Raw genomic sequence first — 16,115 nt, 5'->3', positions numbered from 1 at the left:
GGCAGTATATCGCCCATATTCTCAAGCAAAAGCCGACTTCGCAAGCCAGATTGCCAATGTTCCTGCTGCAACGGCGATCAGGCCAATTAGACGGCGTGTCTCGACCGGCATATCACGTAACGCTGCAAGCATATCCTCAACACGCGAAGGGGCCAGCGCAAGCACCAGCCCCTCAGCAGCTAAAACAAGTCCAATTGCCAGAAAAATCGTTTTGATCACTCTGGCCTCTTTACTCTGGCGTTGCGGATTTCAGGTAGCCAAAGAACTCGCTCTCAGGCGACAGAACAAGCATCGTGTTGCTTCCCTGTAGCGCAGCACGATATGCCCCAAGTGAGCGATAGAATTCGAAGAATTCAGGGTTCGCGCCGAAAGCCTCGGCGAAAATTGCGTTTCGGCGTGCGTCCGCCTCACCACGGATAATTTCGGACTGGCGCTTTGCATCCGAGACCAGTTCAACCACGGTACGATCAGAAAGCGCACGAATTCGCTGCGCCGCCTCGTTACCGCGTGCCCGTTCATCCGTTGCCTCACGTTCCCGTTCGGCCCGCATCCTTGCAAATGTTGCCTCAAGGTTTTCGCGCGGAAGGTCGGTGCGTTTCAAACGTACGTCGATCACATCCAGGCCCAGTGCGCGCGCATCTGTAATTGCAGCATTGCGAATGCGTAACATCAACGCAGCCCGGTCTGACGACAAGATGTCATTGGATGTTACAGAACCAAGAATTTCCCGTGTTTTTGATCGTAAAATTGAATCGAGACGCGTTTCTGCAGCCGGGATGCCGCCAACGCCAACAGCCTGCCGGAACTGATTGACATCAACGATCCGGTAGCGGGCAAACGCATCAACAACAAGCCGCCGGTCATCTTTTGGCGTCACTTCCAGCGGGTCGATATCCCGGCTCAGGATACGATCGTCATAGGTGACAACTTCCTGAATCAGAGGAATCTTAAAGGAAAGCCCTGGATCCTCTTTGACAGCAACCACGCGACCAAACTGAAGTACGAGAGCCGTTTCACGTTCGTCTACGATAAAGACCGATGATAGCAAACCCGCAACGACGACGACGATAGCAGGTAGGATTAAGGTAGATTTCCGCATCAGTTATTTCCCCCACTACGGCGTAATTCATTCAGCGGCAGGTAAGGCACAACACCCTGACCGCCCTCACCAAATGAATCTCCGTCAATTATCATTTTGTCGACATTGCCCAGCACCTCTTCCATCGTTTCGATGTAAAGACGACGGCGCGTCACTTCGGGCGCTTTTAGATACTCGCCCAAAACAGCACTAAAGCGGCTGGCTTCACCTTCGGCCTCGTTCACCACGCGGGCGCGGTAACCTTCGGCTTGCTCAAGAACCTGCGCTGCTTCACCACGGGCACCCGCAAGCACCTGGTTGGCATAGGCGTCAGCTTGCTTTTGCAGACGGTCACGTTCCTGTTCCGCAGCCTGAACATCGCGGAAAGATGCAATCACCGTTTCAGGTGGGTCAGCACGGTCAAAGTTGACCCGTACGATTGTCACACCACTGCTGTAGCTATCAAGCGTCAGCTGAATAAGTTCAAGCAGCCGGGTCGCGATCGATTCACGATCCCGGTTCAAAATCGGCGCGAGCTCTGATTGCGCAACGATTTCGCGCATGGCCGATTCAGACACAGCGCGAATTGTTAGTACTGGTTCAGCCAAATTAAACAGGAACTTAGCAGGATCATTGATGTTCCAGACCACCTGAAAATCAATATCAACGATGTTTTCGTCGCCGGTCAGCATAAGTCCGGCATCAGAACCACGGGCACCGACACCAATGTCTTCCGTCTGCTCGCGCGTTACTGGAATGACTTCTGCTGACACAACCGGCCAGGGTGCGAAGTTGAGGCCCGGATTGCCAATTTCCAAGAATTCGCCAAGAAACAGTTCAACTGACTTTTCTTCCGGCTTCACCGAGTAAAAGGATGCAAAGGCCCAGAGCCCAATCAGGGCAAGAAAACCCAGCCCAAAAGTTCCGCGGGTGAACTTGGGTCCACCGCTGTCACCTTTGTTACCCCGGCCACCGCCGCCACGCCCGCCCATGAGGACGCGTAGCTGCTCCTGGCCTTTCTTTACAAGTTCATCGATTTCCGGAATCTGAGGGCCTTCGCCACCGGGTTTGCGACCGCCGCCGCGGTTGTCGTCATCACCGCCGCCTGATCCTCCGCCGCCCCACGGGCCGCCATTATTTCCTGACATTCGGGTATGTTCCCCTTTTTTTTGGTCAATTACTTATTGTTCTACGTGGTTATCTCTACGCTATTTTCAAGTTTCGCGCACGGGTGTCTTTAAGGTTACTAATTCTTCGGACATCGTCGGGTGAACGGCTACCGTACGGTCAAAATCTTCTTTGGTTGCACCCATCTTTACGGCTATGCCTGCCAACTGGATCAATTCGCCAGCGTGATCTGCGACGATATGACAGCCCAACACCCGCCGGTCCGTTTTAGATACGATAAGTTTCATCATCACCCGGTTTTCACGCCCGGCAAAGCTGGAGTGCATCGGCTTGAACGCTGTTGAGTACACTTCTATCGGGCCCTGTTCAACTGCTTCTTCTTCTGTCAGGCCAATCGTTCCAAATTCAGGCTGGGTAAAAACGGCGGATGGGACAAGATCATGGTCCGGTGCCGTCGGGTTACCTTTGAATACTGTCTCAACGAAAGCAACACCTTCACGAATGGCGACAGGTGTCAGGTTGATCCGGTTTGTCACGTCGCCGACTGCGTAAATCGATGGTACCGCAGTTTGCGAATATTCATCGACAATAATTTCGCCTTTGCGGCCCAGCGCAACGCCGGCGTTTTCGAGGCCAAGGTTTGACGTATTCGGCACCCTGCCCGTTGCATACATCACATGATCATAGACCGCTTCGTCGCCATTTGTACCAACGACTTTCAGGCCATCTTCGACCTTTTCAACCGAAATAACATCTGTTCCAACATGGAGGTTTATTCCATTCGCGCGCATTTCATCTGAAATATGACCGCGTGCTTCGCCATCAAAGCCGCGTAAAATCTGCTCGCCGCGGTAATACTGGGTAACGTCAACACCCAAACCATTCAAAATGCAGGCGAACTCACAGGCGATAAAACCGCCGCCCACGATCAGAACAGATTTAGGAAGCTCATTGAGCAGGAATATCTCATTCGACGTAATCGTATGTTCTGCCCCCGGAATATTTGGCACAAACGGGTGGCCACCTGTCGCAACAAGGATGTGTTTTGTTGAAAATCGTTCGCCGGTAGACAGTTCAATCGTATGCGCATCCACGACAGTTGCGCGCGCGTCATAGGCTGTGACTCCGTTTGTCTTCAGAACATTGCGGTAAACACCTTCCAGCCGATCAAGTTCTGCCCGAAGTTTTGGACGGAACACTTGCCAGTCAAAGCTTCCTGCCTCGGCGTCAGCCCAGCCATAGGAACGGGCGTCTTCAATTGTTTCACCATAGGTGGACGCAAAAACCATCAGCTTTTTCGGAACACACCCACGGATCACACAAGTTCCGCCCATACGGTATTCTTCGGCCAAGCCCACTTTAGCACCAGTGTCGCCTGCTGCCAGACGTGCTGCCCGCACTCCACCAGAACCACCGCCAATTACAAATAAATCATAGTCAAAAGTCATGAAGCACCCTTCGGATTAAAGATCAGAGAAGAGGTTCGCGCTTTCAACAAAGTCTATCTTGTCCTCTTCGACAGTCCCCGCATTTATGTCATGTACTTCGACTTTTCCACTCCCATAACCGATCACAACTGCGTCACAAATATCAATGAACAACCCATTTTCTACCACACCTGGTATCTGGTTGATCACCAGTGACATCTGGCGCGGGTTTGCGATCCGGTGAAGATGAAGGTCAAGAATATAGTTCCCTTCATCCGTCACAAAGGCAGCATCACCATTCATCCGCAATGTCGTAGTGCGGCCAAGAACATCAAGACCGATCAGCGTTTCCTCAACCAATGCCTTGGTTGTCTGCCAGCCAAAAGGAATGATTTCTATTGGCAGCGGAAAGGCACCAAGTGTTTCAACTTTTTTGGAAATATCAGCTATGACAACCATCTGATCGCTGGCGGTTGCCACTATTTTTTCCTGCAACAATGCGCCGCCACCGCCTTTGATAAGGTTGAGGTTGCCATCGTATTCATCAGCCCCGTCAATTGTCACGTCGAGCCAGCGGGCCTCGTCAAGCGAAGTGACATTGATCCCTACCTGGCGTGCCAGATCGGCAGTGCGGCTTGAGGTCGGTACGCCGACAATATTCAACCCGTCATCCCGTACCAATTCACCCAGACAACGCACCATCCACGCAGCCGTTGACCCTGTTCCCAAACCAACGCGCATCCCGTCTTCGACGTAGTCGCAGGCACGCTTGGCGGCAACAAATTTTGCCTTGTCGATTGGTGACAATTCTCCGGTCATGGCAGCGACTCCTTAAAATGCTTATCGCCTTATACGAAATGTCACGCCGGGCTGCGAGGGGGGAAATGACGCTCTTGTGACTGATCTCTGACGGTGCACACACCAAATATACAAAATTCGCAATTCTATGGCGCAAATATCGTCGGTCTGGTCGTTCGGTGTCGCTTTCTGGCGCGCCGAAAACCCCAAAATCGTATCACTTGCCCAAAACGGAGTCGCCCCATGTACAAGCTGCACTATGCACCTGACAACGCATCGCTCATCGTGCGCCTCGTGCTTGAGGAGCTTGCCGTGCCTTACGACTGCGTTCTGGTTGATCGCTCCAAAAATGAGCAACGCAGTCCCGCGTATCTGGCGTTAAATCCTCAAGGCCTGATCCCTGTGCTGGAAACGCCCCAGGGGCCAATGTTTGAGACAGGAGCAATTTTGCTTTGGCTATCGGAAACGCATGGATACATGGCACCTCCCCCAAGGCACCCTGAACGCGCAATGTTTTTAAAATGGCTTTTCTTTTTATCAAACGCCGTTCACACCGACCTGCGGCAAATGTTTTATACGGAAAAATATGTCGGATCCGAACCGATTGCGATTTCCGGCTACCGTGAACTGGTTAAGGAACGGCTTAGAAAAAACCTCTCTGCTTTTGACGGCCTTGTCGGCACCGCACCGGCGTGGCTTGGGGCTTCTGAACCATCTGTTCTCGATTACTATCTTGCTGCATGTCTGCGTTGGTTGGTGCTATACCCAATAGATGACCCAAGTTGGTTTAACCTTTCAGAAACACCAAACTTGTTGACACTGGCACGAAACCTTGAAATCCGGCCTGCGGTTATTTCTGCTGCCGAGGCCGAAGGATTAGGCCTTACACCCTTTTCCAACCCCACCTACGCCTGCCCCTCTGAAGGCGGCGCCACCTGAAAGACCGATCACCATGTTTCTCTCTGTTTTCGACATGTTCAAAGTGGGTGTTGGCCCATCGTCCTCGCACACGATGGGTCCGATGGTTGCCGGTGCCCGGTTTCTGAATTTGCTGCGCGCCAGCCCGTTTAATCCTGCTGGAGTGCGTGGCTCGCTGCATGGTTCACTGGCGTTTACCGGCGTTGGGCATGCGACAGACCGTGCAACCATACTGGGGCTCGCCGGATTTTTGCCGGAGAACTATGACGCCGCCAAGGCGGAGACTACCCTTGCCGAAATTCGTTCCACAAAGACAGTGCATCCAGAAGGCCTGCCAGAGTTGGGGTTTGATCCCGACAGTGATCTGGTCTTTGACTATGGCCCCGCCCTACCCGGTCACGCGAATGGCATGATCCTGATGGCAACAGACAGTCAGGGCGACGTAATCCTTCAGGAGACTTACTATTCCATCGGCGGTGGTTTTGTTCTGACCGAAAAGGAACTGGCCGAAGGCGCCGCAAAGAAACCTTCGGGAGTGGCCTATCCCTTCCCGTTCAACACAGCAAATCAGATGCTGGCCATGGCAGAAGAAAGCGGCAAAACAATCGCTGAGATGAAACGAGCGAACGAACTTGTGCACCGCAGCCATGCAGAGCTTGACTACGACATGGAACGCATCTGGCAAGTCATGAACGACTGCATTGAACGTGGCCTGATCACTGATGGTATTTTACCCGGTGGTCTGTCTGTTCGCAGACGTGCCAAGGGAATTCACGATGCACTTGTCGCCGAACAGGGCATGAACCTGAGCGCACCACATATCATAAACGACTGGATGAGCGTCTATGCGATGGCGGTGAACGAGGAAAACGCCGCTGGAGGTCAGGTTGTCACCGCGCCGACGAATGGTGCTGCTGGCGTCGTTCCTGCGGTTATTCGTTACTGGCTGGACCATGTCCCCGGGGCGACCTCTACACGTGTCGCTGACTTCATGCTCACAGCCGCCGCTATCGGCGGTTTGGTGAAACACAACGCTTCGATCTCTGGTGCAGAATGCGGTTGCCAGGCTGAAGTTGGCTCAGCAGCCGCGATGGCCGCTGCTGGCCTTTGTGCTGTTCTGGGTGGTTCGGTGAAGCAGGTTGAAAATGCTGCCGAGATCGCACTCGAGCATCATCTTGGGATGACTTGTGACCCGGTGAAAGGTCTTGTTCAGGTGCCCTGTATCGAACGAAACGGCCTAGGGGCGATCAAGGCTGTTTCCGCAGCCTCCTTATCGTTGCGCGGTGATGGCACCCATCTGGTGCCGCTGGACAGCGCGATCGAAACGATGCGCCAGACCGGCGAGGACATGAGCGAGAAATACAAGGAAACCTCTCTCGGCGGGTTAGCCGTCAACGTCCCCAACTGCTGATGGGATCAGTCGCAGCCAAAAGTGATCGTGTCGTGCTTGGTGTGCTCTGCATGATGACCTTCTCGATTTTTGGCCCGCTGATTGATGCCTTCGCCAAACTCGTGCCCAGCGAAATTCCGGTCGGTCAGATCATCGCAGCGCGTTTTGCCGTGCAGGGAATTATGCTTTTGCCGATGGCGGCGATGTTTGGGTGGTTGCACCGACCTAATAACCATGAGCTTGGTTTGCATATTGTTCGCGCCGCGCTGATCCTGCTGGCAACCGGGTGCTTTGTTGCCGCGATCCGCGTTATGCCCTTGGCTGATGCGATTGCGATCTTCTTTGTCGAACCCTTTATTCTCACGCTTCTTGGAGGTTTTTTGCTGGGTGAGGCCATCGGACCTCGCCGGATTATGGCCTGTCTTGTGGGCTTTTGTGGCGCGCTCTTGGTGATTAAACCCAGTTTCGCCGCCTTTGGACCCGTGGCTATGTTCCCGCTAGGAACCGCATTTTGTTTTGCGTTTTATATGGTGCTGACACGGCGCATGGCGGTCGCAATGCATCCGGTTACCTTGCAAGCCTATACCGCCATTGCGGCAATCGGATTGGCCTTTCCCGTTCTGTGGTTCTTTGACGGAAGTGGTTCGGTCGCGCTCGACCCGACGTTTCCGGAGCGATATGGGTTCCTGATGCTTCTGGGTGTTGGCATGTCTGCGACCATAGCACATATTTTTGTCAGCTTTGCCTTGTCACTGGCGCCTGCGGCGACGATCGCCCCCTTTCAGTATCTTGAAATCGTTGCGGCAACCGCACTTGGGTATTGGATTTTCTCTGACCTGCCTGATGCGCTGACGTTTCTGGGAATCGCGATCATCGTCGGCTCTGGCATCTATGTGTTCACACGGGAACGAAGGTTGAGCCGCTTGCCAACACCACCCCCTTAACCACCATTGCCATTTTGCATTCCGCCGCCTAGCGTCGCGCGGATGACACCTGACCGCCCTTTCCTTGGCCTTCTTTTAATGATTGGCTTTTGCGTTCTCGCACCCCTTGGTGACGGGATGGCAAAGATGCTGGGCGACACCATCCCATTAGGCCAGCTTCTGATTGTCCGGTTTGCAGCGCAGGCAATCATCCTGGCGCCAATCGTCATCGCAACGCGACGGCACTGGAAAATGTCGCGGCGCGTCACAACGCTCGCCTTTATACGCAGCCTGCTGCATATCGTCGGTATCGGAGCGATGTTCACCTCGCTTCGGTTTTTGCCACTGGCAGACGCGGTTGCAATTGCCTTTGTGATGCCCTTCATCATGCTGCTGCTTGGTCGTTTCGTGCTGGACGAAGAGGTGGGCTATCGCAGAATTATCGCCTGTTGCGTTGGGTTTGCGGGAACGCTTCTGGTGATACAGCCTAGTTTTTCGGCTGTTGGATTACCGGCACTGCTGCCCCTTCTGGTCGCGGTCGTCTTTGCGCTCTTCATGCTTGTTACGAGACAAATTGCCAAAGAAGTCGACCCTATCAGCCTTCAGGCGGTGAACGGGATCATGGCGTGTGTGGCGCTAACCCCCATTCTTTTGTTCGGGGCGGCAAATGAAATTGCGGCGTTTGGTTTTGTATGGCCATCAACGTTGAACTGGCTGCTTCTTGTCGGTATCGGCGTTCTGGGCACTTCGGCCCATCTGCTGATGACATGGTCGCTGCGTTTCGCTCCCTCGGCAACACTGGCCCCGGTTCAATATCTCGAAATCCCCTTTGCCACGGTGATTGGCTGGATGTTCTTCAGGGATCTTCCAAACGGGCTCGCCGCGATTGGCATTCTGATAACGGTCGGCGCGGGTATTTACATATTGCTCAGAGAGCAGGCAATGGCGCGGCTCGCGACAGAAACACCTTGACGCATTCTGCAAGGGCATCTCGCGGCAGGATCAACAGCATCTTTGCCGCAGAAAAACTCAGGCGCACAGGTCCGGTAACGATGTTTGACGTGCCTACCAAACCATCGGGCGCAAATGGAATATCATCTATCGCCCAGCGCAAACCTTCGGACGACCCTCTGACAGGTCCCATTGGAAACAGGGAGACACGGCTGCCAGGCTTGAGATTCAGTTCGGTTTCAGTCGGCGCGAGAAAGGTGATGTCGTGGCCCCCAATCAGAATACACGGCTGATCAGGATAGCGCGCCATGACTGAAAGCGCGGAAAGTTCATGATCTAACCGCGCGCCGTTGAACCCAACACCAAGAATAAGAGGCACTGAGATACGTGAAATGCATTTCTCGAAGTCAGTGGTATCCTGCTCGGCAAACTGATGTAAGCGTTCTGCTGGTATGGCTGCTTTTGTCTCAGAACTTATTGAATCAAAATCACCAATCACTGCCAATGGCATATGGCCTGCTGCAAGCGCGACCTGCGCGCCGCCATCTGCCGCCACGAGATTCGGCGCAATTGCCAGAGCCGCCGCAAGTGCACCGTCAGCAGCAGCCCCCCCCCCGATCAATGTTATTGGGCCCGAATCGTGTATAATGTGTCTTTTCATTGTCGTTTGATGCGATTTTTCGCCTTTGGACACAATGTTGCCCTGAAATGATACCGGAAAAATCCCACATCTGGTCCTTTCTAGGATGCATTCGATGGTAAACAGTTTCTTGCAGGTTTAAGAGAAAGCGAGCAGAACGATGGTCGGAGCGAGCAAAATACTTACGGTCTCCTATGGCACATTTTCGTGCACATTGGAGGGGTTCGACGATTCCTTTTCAACGATGAAGGCAATCGCAGAGTATTTCCGTGATCTGGCGGCAGATGACCGCTACTTTGGTGCAGAGCCGGCGACACCGGATGCCGATATGCTAGCCCGGATCGCTGAGCACGAAATTAAGAAACGCGTTGAAGCTAAGGTTGGCGATAACAGCATTTTGTTGCGTGCGTCCGAAGAGCCCACTTCTTTGCCGCAATCCGAAGCTGAACACGTCGAACAAGAACCTGTATCCGAGCAACCTGCACCTGCCGAAGCCGCTGTTCCAGAAGCGCCCGCTACGCCATCTGTAGAACAAGAGGCAGAACAGCCACGCGAAACATTTGCTGCGCCCGAACCAGAAATTGAAATTTCCGAACCCGTTGCGGAGGCCCCAGCCTCGCCTTTTACGCCCGCCCCTGAGGGCGACAGTGAAAGCGTTGCTGCCAAACTTCAGCGTATTCGCGCCGTTGTAGCGCGCAATCAAAGCGTAGTATCAGCGACTCCTTTCTTTGAAGAAGAGGAGGACGCCGACGTATTTGAAGCAGCACCGCAAGAAGCTGCTGTTGAAGAATTAGCTGAGGTTGAACAACCAGTTTCAGAAGCTGCGCCAGCCGTAGAAGAAGAGCCTGTTGCAGAGGACGTATTTGAAGCGGAAGAAGAGTCTTACGTCGAGGACGCACCCGCGATGGAAGACGAACCAGCGGTTGAAGAAACACTTTTTGTTCCCGAAGAACCCGTTTCGGAACAGCTTGTTTCGGAAGAAACACGGCAAAGCGACGAAGAGGCCGAAAGCACTTTCAACAAAGACGCCGCGTTTGATGATGAGACATTTGATGACGAAGCCTCGGTTGAAGCAAGCGATTTAACTGCGCTTCTTGGTCGGGTTGCCGGAGGTGATGCTGCTGAAACAGCACAAGCCCAGCCCGAAGAAACAGCATCTGCTGACGAAGATCAGGATCTCAGCGCTTTTGTTGCCGCTGACCTGGAAGACCATGAAGATGATGACGCGCCTACTGCCGAAGACGAAGCGCCATTAGAAATAATGGCAGAAGAAGACACAGAAGAAGACGCTGAGCGGCTTGAAGCGGCATCGGCTGCTGCGCAACGCGCGCGTGCTCGTGTCATCAAAATGAAAAGCGAAGACTTTGAGGAAGCCGTTTCATCTGGCGCCCTGGAAGACGCAGTTGAAGCAGAGGGTGCGGATGTCAGTGAAGCCGCACCGGACGTCGCTGAAACAGAAGAAACACCTGAAGATGACACCACCGTATCTGATCTGACACCAGAGCAGGAAGCCGAGCTTATGCAAGAGCTGGCCGAGGTGGAAAAGGAAATGGAAGTAGTGCCCGCTGAACGTAGTGGCCGCGCGATTCTCGACAGTGCAAGCACCGAAGACGAAGCTTCTGTTTCGCGTTTGATGGAAGAAACAAATTCACAGTTGGATAGTCCCGAAACAAGCCGCCGCCGCTCGGCAATTTCGCACCTGCGTGCCGCAGTTGCAGCGACAGTTGCGGAACGTTTGATGGGGAGCCCCAAAGCTGACAAACCAGTGGAAGACGAAGCCGACGCTTTCCGCGCTGATCTTGCCTCTGTTGTGCGCCCAAGCAGCCGCCAGGAAGCACGAAAAGAACGCGGCAAAAACCGCCCAGCGCCACTCGTTCTGGTATCGGCTCAGCGCATTGATACCGATAAAGATAGCTCTGCGACTTCAGATGCCGGTGTTCGGCCGCGTCGCGTTCAAAAAAGCAACGCCACGTTGCGTGAAGTGGACGAAAGCTTTGGCAATGACTCAGAGGATGGTTCTTCTGAGGCGAATACAAATATATTTGCTGAAAACACCAGCTTTAGTGAATTCGCAGAAGGCACCGATGCTACGGAGTTACCTGACCTCCTGGAAGCAGCGGCTGCTTACACAGCATTTGTACAAGGATTGCCGCATTTCACGCGTCCACATGTGATGCGTCTGGTTGCGCAGTTCCAGGGCGACAATCAGTTCAGCCGCGAAGAAGGCCTGCGCGCCTTTGGTCAGCTTTTACGTCAGGGCAAAATCCTGAAAACAAAACGTGGGCAATTTGAAATTGCCGACACAACGAAATTTAAGCCAGAAGCCCGTTATGCGGGTTAGTGAGAGGCCTTAACGGTCGATCATTTTTTTTATTAAGTGAGTCGGAGTACCGAAAGGTTACTCCGCCTTATTCTCATCTGAAACTTCGTCTGGGTCTGGTTTGCCGACACCGCGAAAAACGAACTTAAATGGCAAGGCCCAAAGCACCCCAAGCCCAACATAAATCGCCAGCTCAAGTACAAACGGCGGCCGTTCGAACAGATTAACCACAGAGATTGCCGCAACGATGTATGCCGGCAATCCAACAATCAAAATCAGCAGCGCAAGACGCCGCCTGGCTTTGTAACTCAGCGCCATCAGTCAGCGAACGGATCAGTGACAAGTATTGTGTCATCTCGCTCGGGCGAGGTTGACAACAGCGCGACCGGGCAATCGATCAGCTCTTCGACGCGGCGTACGTATTTAATAGCATTTGCGGGCAGTTCAGCCCAGCTTCGCGCGCCTTCAGTGCTTTCTGACCAACCCTGCATTTCCTCGTAAATCGGTATGCAACGCGCCTGTTGATCAGCGGCGGTTGGCAGATAATCAAGCCGCGTGCCGTCAAGTTCGTACCCCACACAGATTTTCAGCGTTTCGAAGCCGTCCAGAACATCCAGTTTGGTCAACGAAATGCCATTCACTCCGCTCGTAGCACAGGTCTGGCGCACCAGACACGCATCAAACCAGCCACAACGCCGCTTGCGTCCGGTCGTCGTGCCGAATTCATGGCCCCGCTCGCCCAGCATTTGGCCGTCTTCGTCAAACAATTCTGTTGGGAACGGGCCTTCGCCGACACGCGTTGTGTAAGCTTTCACGATACCCAGCACAAAATCAATGGCACCCGGCCCGACCCCGGTACCGGTTGCGGCCTGTCCTGCGATCACATTGGAGGACGTAACAAACGGGTAAGTCCCGAAATCAATATCAAGCAGCGCACCTTGCGCGCCTTCAAAAAGAATGCGTTTACCCGCTTTGCGCTTTTCATTCAGGACTTTCCAGACGGGGGCTGCGTATTCCAGTATCTTTGGCGCAATCTCCTGAAGCTGCGCCAAAAGGTCATCTCGGTCGATGGGCTCCAGGCCTAAGCCGCTCCGTAACGCATTGTGATGGATCAGGGCGCGGTCTACGCGCAACTCCAGCGTCGCTTTGTCTGCAAGATCTGCCACGCGGATCACCCGGCGCCCCACTTTATCCTCGTAGCACGGGCCAATTCCACGCCCTGTTGTACCGATTTTAGCAACCGAATTCTGCCCCTCACGTGCGCGATCAAGTTCGCCGTGAAATGGCAGAATGAGCGGCGTGTTCTCGGCAACCATCAGCGTTTCAGGTGTAATTGTCACACCCTGTTCTCTAAGGCCTTCGATTTCCTTGACGAGATGCCAGGGATCAAGAACAACACCATTTCCTATCACGCTCAGCTTGCCTTCGCGTACAACGCCCGAAGGCAGAGCGTGCAATTTGTACACTTCGCCCTCGATGACCAGTGTATGGCCCGCATTATGCCCGCCCTGGAACCGCGCGATCACATCCGCGCGTTCACTGAGCCAGTCAACAATCTTGCCTTTGCCTTCGTCGCCCCATTGCGCGCCGACTACTACTACGTTGGCCATGTCTCTCTCCGCAAATGCGTTAAAACCCGGCCTCCTATAGCCCTGTTATGCGTGTCGTGAAACCGCAAATTCGCCGCAGGACTGGACAGAGGCCGTTTTATTCGGCAAATCCTGTACAGGGAAAGAGGTTGTATCATGGCGTTTTTCTTACGTTGGGCCTTTGCTTTTGGCTTGTTGGCAATGACATTCAACCCAACCGAGTGGAACTACACTCGGTGGGCGATGGGCAATTACACCGACGAATTGCCAATAACGGTGCTGCTTGGTCTTTTATTGGTCATTGGCTACATCATCTACCTTCGTGCGACCTTAAGATCGATCGGTGGCTTTGGTATGTTCCTGGTCTTTGCCGTTATCGCCGCATTGATCTGGGTTTTAGCTGACTGGGGTGTTTTGACTCTTGAGAATACAAGCATGAATATCTGGCTTGGTATATTCTCTCTCTCTGTCGTGTTGGGTGTTGGGCTGAACTGGAGCCATGTGCGCCGCGTTTTATCAGGACAGGCTGACATGGATGACACGGGCGACTAGAATTGTTCAGCGTAGTTCACACCTGTGGCCAGACCTGGTGCCTCCGGCGGGGATATTTTTGGAAACTGGTAACTTTAAGCGATAACCTCTGCTCGTTCGTAGGGAAATGACGGTCGCAAAGGGGTTGCGGGGCGCGGCCGGAGCGCCTAGATAACCGCAACGAATGCAGTCAAGGTTGCCTTATGGAAAATGTACTTCTCATCGTCCACCTGATCCTCGCTCTGTGCCTCATCGGCGTGGTGCTTTTACAGCGCTCTGAAGGCGGCGGCCTTGGAATTGGCAGCGGTGGTGGTGGCGGCGGCGGCGTGATGTCGGGCCGCGCGGCAGCAACAGCACTTGGGAAATTGACCTGGCTTTTTGCAATCGCTTTCATTGCGACTTCTATCGCTTTGACAGTGATTGCCGCTCAGAAATCGTCTGGGGCATCGGTGATTGACCAGCTCGGTGCGACACCGGTTGAAGAGGAAACGATTCCCGCAATACCGGCGGGCAGCGACCTTCTGCCACCTTCGACAGGTGACGTTTCGCTGACGCCACCGGCTGCAACAGAATAGACATAAACCACAATAATTTGAGCCGGAAAGATTTTGTGCCGCATCATCTTGCGGTCTGGTTGCCTTCGGCGTGCGAATCCTTTATATCTTAAATCCCGTGATGATGCGGTTCTTTTGGGCCGGATAACGCACAAAAAGACGCAAATATTTCACGGGAGATGCCAACCGAATGGCACGATTTGTTTTCATCACAGGTGGTGTGGTTTCATCGCTGGGCAAAGGTCTGGCGTCCGCAGCTTTAGGTTCTTTGCTACAGGCACGTGGCTTTTCAGTAAGGTTGAGAAAGCTCGACCCCTATCTGAACGTCGATCCGGGAACGATGTCGCCGTTTGAGCATGGCGAAGTTTTTGTAACAGACGATGGTGCGGAAACCGACCTCGATCTTGGACATTACGAACGCTTTACCGGCGTGGCCGCGCGAAACACCGATTCTGTTTCATCGGGGCGTGTTTACTCAACGGTCCTCGAGAAAGAGCGCCGCGGAGACTACCTCGGGAAAACGATACAGGTCATTCCTCATGTGACTAATGAGATTAAAGACTTTATTTCAATCGGCGAAGATGAAGTCGATTTCATGCTTTGCGAAATTGGTGGCACAGTCGGCGATATTGAGGCTCTGCCGTTTTTTGAAGCCATCCGACAGTACAGCCAAGACAAGCCACGCGGTGAATGTATATTCATGCATCTGACGCTGTTGCCCTATCTGGCAGCCAGTGGCGAGCTTAAGACAAAACCAACCCAGCACAGCGTTAAGGAACTACGGTCGATCGGGATCGCACCTGATGTTCTGGTTTGCCGGTCGGAGCATCCTATCCCGGAAAAGGAACGTGAAAAGATAGGGCTCTTCTGCAACGTACGCAAAGAGAGCGTTATTGCGGCCTACGATCTCAATTCAATCTACGAGGCACCTTTGGCCTATCATCGCGAGGGGCTGGATCAGGCGGTCCTGGATGCCTTTGGTATTTCCCCTGCCCCAAAACCGGATCTAACCGTTTGGGAAGATGTGGCTGACCGCATCCACAACACAGATGGCGAAGTTAATATCGCAATTGTAGGAAAATACGTTCAGCTTGAAGACGCCTATAAATCGATCAAAGAAGCACTGACACACGGCGGCATGGCCAACCGCGTCAAGGTGAACGTCGAATGGGTTGATGCCGAGATTTTCGATACTGAAGACGCTGCGCCCTACCTTGAAGGGTTTCACGCCATTCTGGTTCCAGGCGGCTTTGGAGAGCGCGGCACCGAAGGAAAAATCAAGGCAGCCGAATTTGCGCGCACGCGAAAGGTGCCTTATCTGGGCATCTGTCTGGGCATGCAGATGGCCGTTATTGAAGCGGCACGCAATGTTGCCAAGCTCGCAGATGCAGGGTCTGAGGAATTTGATCACGAGCTAGGAAAGAAACGTTTTACACCCGTGGTTTATCACCTGAAAGAATGGGTGCAGGGCAACCACAAGGTGGAACGGAAAGTTGGCGACGACAAAGGTGGAACCATGCGATTGGGCGCCTATGACGCGACGCTTCTGGAAGGGTCAAAAGTCGCTGGTATCTATGATTCCACCCACATCGAAGAGCGCCACCGGCACCGTTATGAGGTCGACGTAAAGTACCGTGAAAAACTTGAAGCGTGCGGTTTGAGTTTTTCAGGCATGTCGCCGGACGGGCGTCTGCCAGAGATCGTTGAATGGAAAGATCACCCTTGGTTCATTGGCGTTCAATTCCATCCGGAACTGAAATCAAAGCCTTTCGCCCCGCATCCGTTGTTTGCTGATTTTGTCCGCGCTGCGATAGAGTCTTCCCGCCTCGTCTAAACATTTTCGCTTCGGGAAAGTCTGCACTATACTG

16 protein-coding genes are annotated in these 16,115 nt (G+C 53.4%); 8 read left to right on the top strand and 8 right to left on the bottom strand.

Annotated elements, in window-relative coordinates:
- Positions 1-21: 21 nt before the first annotated feature.
- The 5 genes from J4E70_RS15810 to rpiA form a co-directional block, all read right to left on the bottom strand.
- Positions 22-219: a DUF2065 domain-containing protein gene (locus J4E70_RS15810; RefSeq protein WP_377608348.1), complete on the bottom strand. Its 198-nt coding sequence runs from the start codon at positions 217-219 to the stop codon at positions 22-24.
- 10 nt (positions 220-229) lie between these two features.
- Entirely contained in the window at positions 230-1,099 is an 870-nt protein-coding gene (hflC, locus tag J4E70_RS15805; protein WP_213890614.1) for a protease modulator HflC, read from the bottom strand.
- On the bottom strand, positions 1,099-2,226 hold the full coding sequence (gene hflK, locus J4E70_RS15800; RefSeq protein WP_213890613.1) for an FtsH protease activity modulator HflK: 1,128 nt from the start codon (positions 2,224-2,226) through the stop codon (positions 1,099-1,101). The genes hflC and hflK overlap by 1 nt, the downstream gene beginning before the upstream one ends.
- A gap of 66 nt (positions 2,227-2,292) precedes the next feature.
- On the bottom strand, positions 2,293-3,654 hold the full coding sequence (gor, locus tag J4E70_RS15795; RefSeq protein ID WP_213890612.1) for a glutathione-disulfide reductase: 1,362 nt from the start codon (positions 3,652-3,654) through the stop codon (positions 2,293-2,295).
- A 15-nt stretch (positions 3,655-3,669) separates the two neighbouring features.
- Positions 3,670-4,452: a ribose-5-phosphate isomerase RpiA gene (gene rpiA, locus J4E70_RS15790; RefSeq protein WP_213890611.1), complete on the bottom strand. Its 783-nt coding sequence runs from the start codon at positions 4,450-4,452 to the stop codon at positions 3,670-3,672.
- 222 nt (positions 4,453-4,674) lie between these two features.
- Between rpiA and J4E70_RS15785 the strand changes: the two genes are divergently transcribed.
- The 4 genes from J4E70_RS15785 to J4E70_RS15770 are packed head-to-tail and all read left to right on the top strand — an operon-like array spanning position 4,675 to position 8,634.
- Positions 4,675-5,370 carry a glutathione S-transferase family protein gene (locus J4E70_RS15785; RefSeq protein ID WP_213890610.1) on the top strand — a complete coding sequence of 232 codons (696 nt, stop codon included), beginning with the start codon at positions 4,675-4,677 and terminating at the stop codon, positions 5,368-5,370.
- Between the two features lie 13 nt (positions 5,371-5,383).
- A complete protein-coding gene (locus J4E70_RS15780) occupies positions 5,384-6,760 on the top strand; it encodes an L-serine ammonia-lyase (RefSeq protein WP_213890609.1) in 1,377 nt (458 codons plus the stop codon).
- On the top strand, positions 6,760-7,683 hold the full coding sequence (locus tag J4E70_RS15775; protein ID WP_246531794.1) for a DMT family transporter: 924 nt from the start codon (positions 6,760-6,762) through the stop codon (positions 7,681-7,683). The genes J4E70_RS15780 and J4E70_RS15775 overlap by 1 nt, the downstream gene beginning before the upstream one ends.
- A 42-nt stretch (positions 7,684-7,725) precedes the next feature.
- A complete protein-coding gene (locus tag J4E70_RS15770; RefSeq protein WP_213890608.1) occupies positions 7,726-8,634 on the top strand; it encodes a DMT family transporter in 909 nt (302 codons plus the stop codon).
- On the opposite strand, the gene J4E70_RS15765 is transcribed toward J4E70_RS15770, so the two are convergent.
- Positions 8,591-9,274: a thiamine diphosphokinase gene (locus tag J4E70_RS15765; RefSeq protein ID WP_213890607.1), complete on the bottom strand. Its 684-nt coding sequence runs from the start codon at positions 9,272-9,274 to the stop codon at positions 8,591-8,593. The two genes, J4E70_RS15770 and J4E70_RS15765, sit on opposite strands and share 44 nt — an antisense overlap.
- Before the next feature lie 139 nt (positions 9,275-9,413).
- Between J4E70_RS15765 and J4E70_RS15760 the strand changes: the two genes are divergently transcribed.
- Positions 9,414-11,594 carry a hypothetical protein gene (locus tag J4E70_RS15760; RefSeq protein WP_213890606.1) on the top strand — a complete coding sequence of 727 codons (2,181 nt, stop codon included), beginning with the start codon at positions 9,414-9,416 and terminating at the stop codon, positions 11,592-11,594.
- A 57-nt stretch (positions 11,595-11,651) separates the two neighbouring features.
- On the opposite strand, the gene J4E70_RS15755 is transcribed toward J4E70_RS15760, so the two are convergent.
- Both J4E70_RS15755 and J4E70_RS15750 read right to left on the bottom strand, forming a co-directional pair.
- The gene (locus J4E70_RS15755; protein WP_213890605.1) at positions 11,652-11,891 is read right to left on the bottom strand and encodes a DUF2842 domain-containing protein; all 240 of its coding nucleotides are present in this window, start codon (positions 11,889-11,891) and stop codon (positions 11,652-11,654) included.
- Positions 11,891-13,183 (bottom strand): adenylosuccinate synthase, encoded by a 1,293-nt coding sequence (locus J4E70_RS15750; protein ID WP_213890604.1) that lies wholly within the window; start codon positions 13,181-13,183, stop codon positions 11,891-11,893. Before J4E70_RS15750 ends, J4E70_RS15755 begins: the two co-directional genes overlap by 1 nt.
- A 135-nt stretch (positions 13,184-13,318) precedes the next feature.
- Here J4E70_RS15750 and J4E70_RS15745 point away from each other — a divergent pair, with 135 nt between their 5' ends.
- From J4E70_RS15745 to pyrG, 3 genes are all read left to right on the top strand, one after another.
- On the top strand, positions 13,319-13,714 hold the full coding sequence (locus J4E70_RS15745; RefSeq protein WP_213890603.1) for a DUF6524 family protein: 396 nt from the start codon (positions 13,319-13,321) through the stop codon (positions 13,712-13,714).
- A gap of 182 nt (positions 13,715-13,896) precedes the next feature.
- On the top strand, positions 13,897-14,268 hold the full coding sequence (gene secG / locus J4E70_RS15740; RefSeq protein WP_213890602.1) for a preprotein translocase subunit SecG: 372 nt from the start codon (positions 13,897-13,899) through the stop codon (positions 14,266-14,268).
- A gap of 169 nt (positions 14,269-14,437) precedes the next feature.
- Positions 14,438-16,081 carry a CTP synthase gene (gene pyrG, locus J4E70_RS15735; protein ID WP_213890601.1) on the top strand — a complete coding sequence of 548 codons (1,644 nt, stop codon included), beginning with the start codon at positions 14,438-14,440 and terminating at the stop codon, positions 16,079-16,081.
- The last annotated feature ends 34 nt before the right edge of the window (positions 16,082-16,115 follow it).

Origin of the sequence: Pseudohalocynthiibacter aestuariivivens, assembly GCF_018457175.1 — a bacterium.
Lineage (GTDB): Bacteria > Pseudomonadota > Alphaproteobacteria > Rhodobacterales > Rhodobacteraceae > Pseudohalocynthiibacter > Pseudohalocynthiibacter aestuariivivens.
This window is presented reverse-complemented; position numbering and strand designations above follow the sequence as displayed.

What these genes read in the sequence shown, in the direction of transcription:
- pyrG (WP_213890601.1), top strand. Translation starts at nt 14,438, where the DNA reads ATGGCACGATTTGTTTTCATCACAGGTGGTGTGGTTTCATCGCTGGGC.
- J4E70_RS15760 (WP_213890606.1), top strand. Translation starts at nt 9,414, where the DNA reads ATGGTCGGAGCGAGCAAAATACTTACGGTCTCCTATGGCACATTTTCG.
- J4E70_RS15770 (WP_213890608.1), top strand. Translation starts at nt 7,726, where the DNA reads ATGACACCTGACCGCCCTTTCCTTGGCCTTCTTTTAATGATTGGCTTT.
- J4E70_RS15745 (WP_213890603.1), top strand. Translation starts at nt 13,319, where the DNA reads ATGGCGTTTTTCTTACGTTGGGCCTTTGCTTTTGGCTTGTTGGCAATG.
- J4E70_RS15765 (WP_213890607.1), bottom strand. Translation starts at nt 9,274, where the DNA reads ATGAAAAGACACATTATACACGATTCGGGCCCAATAACATTGATCGGG.
- J4E70_RS15780 (WP_213890609.1), top strand. Translation starts at nt 5,384, where the DNA reads ATGTTTCTCTCTGTTTTCGACATGTTCAAAGTGGGTGTTGGCCCATCG.
- secG (WP_213890602.1), top strand. Translation starts at nt 13,897, where the DNA reads ATGGAAAATGTACTTCTCATCGTCCACCTGATCCTCGCTCTGTGCCTC.
- hflC (WP_213890614.1), bottom strand. Translation starts at nt 1,099, where the DNA reads ATGCGGAAATCTACCTTAATCCTACCTGCTATCGTCGTCGTCGTTGCG.
- rpiA (WP_213890611.1), bottom strand. Translation starts at nt 4,452, where the DNA reads ATGACCGGAGAATTGTCACCAATCGACAAGGCAAAATTTGTTGCCGCC.
- J4E70_RS15785 (WP_213890610.1), top strand. Translation starts at nt 4,675, where the DNA reads ATGTACAAGCTGCACTATGCACCTGACAACGCATCGCTCATCGTGCGC.
- hflK (WP_213890613.1), bottom strand. Translation starts at nt 2,226, where the DNA reads ATGTCAGGAAATAATGGCGGCCCGTGGGGCGGCGGAGGATCAGGCGGC.
- J4E70_RS15750 (WP_213890604.1), bottom strand. Translation starts at nt 13,183, where the DNA reads ATGGCCAACGTAGTAGTAGTCGGCGCGCAATGGGGCGACGAAGGCAAA.
- J4E70_RS15755 (WP_213890605.1), bottom strand. Translation starts at nt 11,891, where the DNA reads ATGGCGCTGAGTTACAAAGCCAGGCGGCGTCTTGCGCTGCTGATTTTG.
- gor (WP_213890612.1), bottom strand. Translation starts at nt 3,654, where the DNA reads ATGACTTTTGACTATGATTTATTTGTAATTGGCGGTGGTTCTGGTGGA.
- J4E70_RS15775 (WP_246531794.1), top strand. Translation starts at nt 6,760, where the DNA reads ATGGGATCAGTCGCAGCCAAAAGTGATCGTGTCGTGCTTGGTGTGCTC.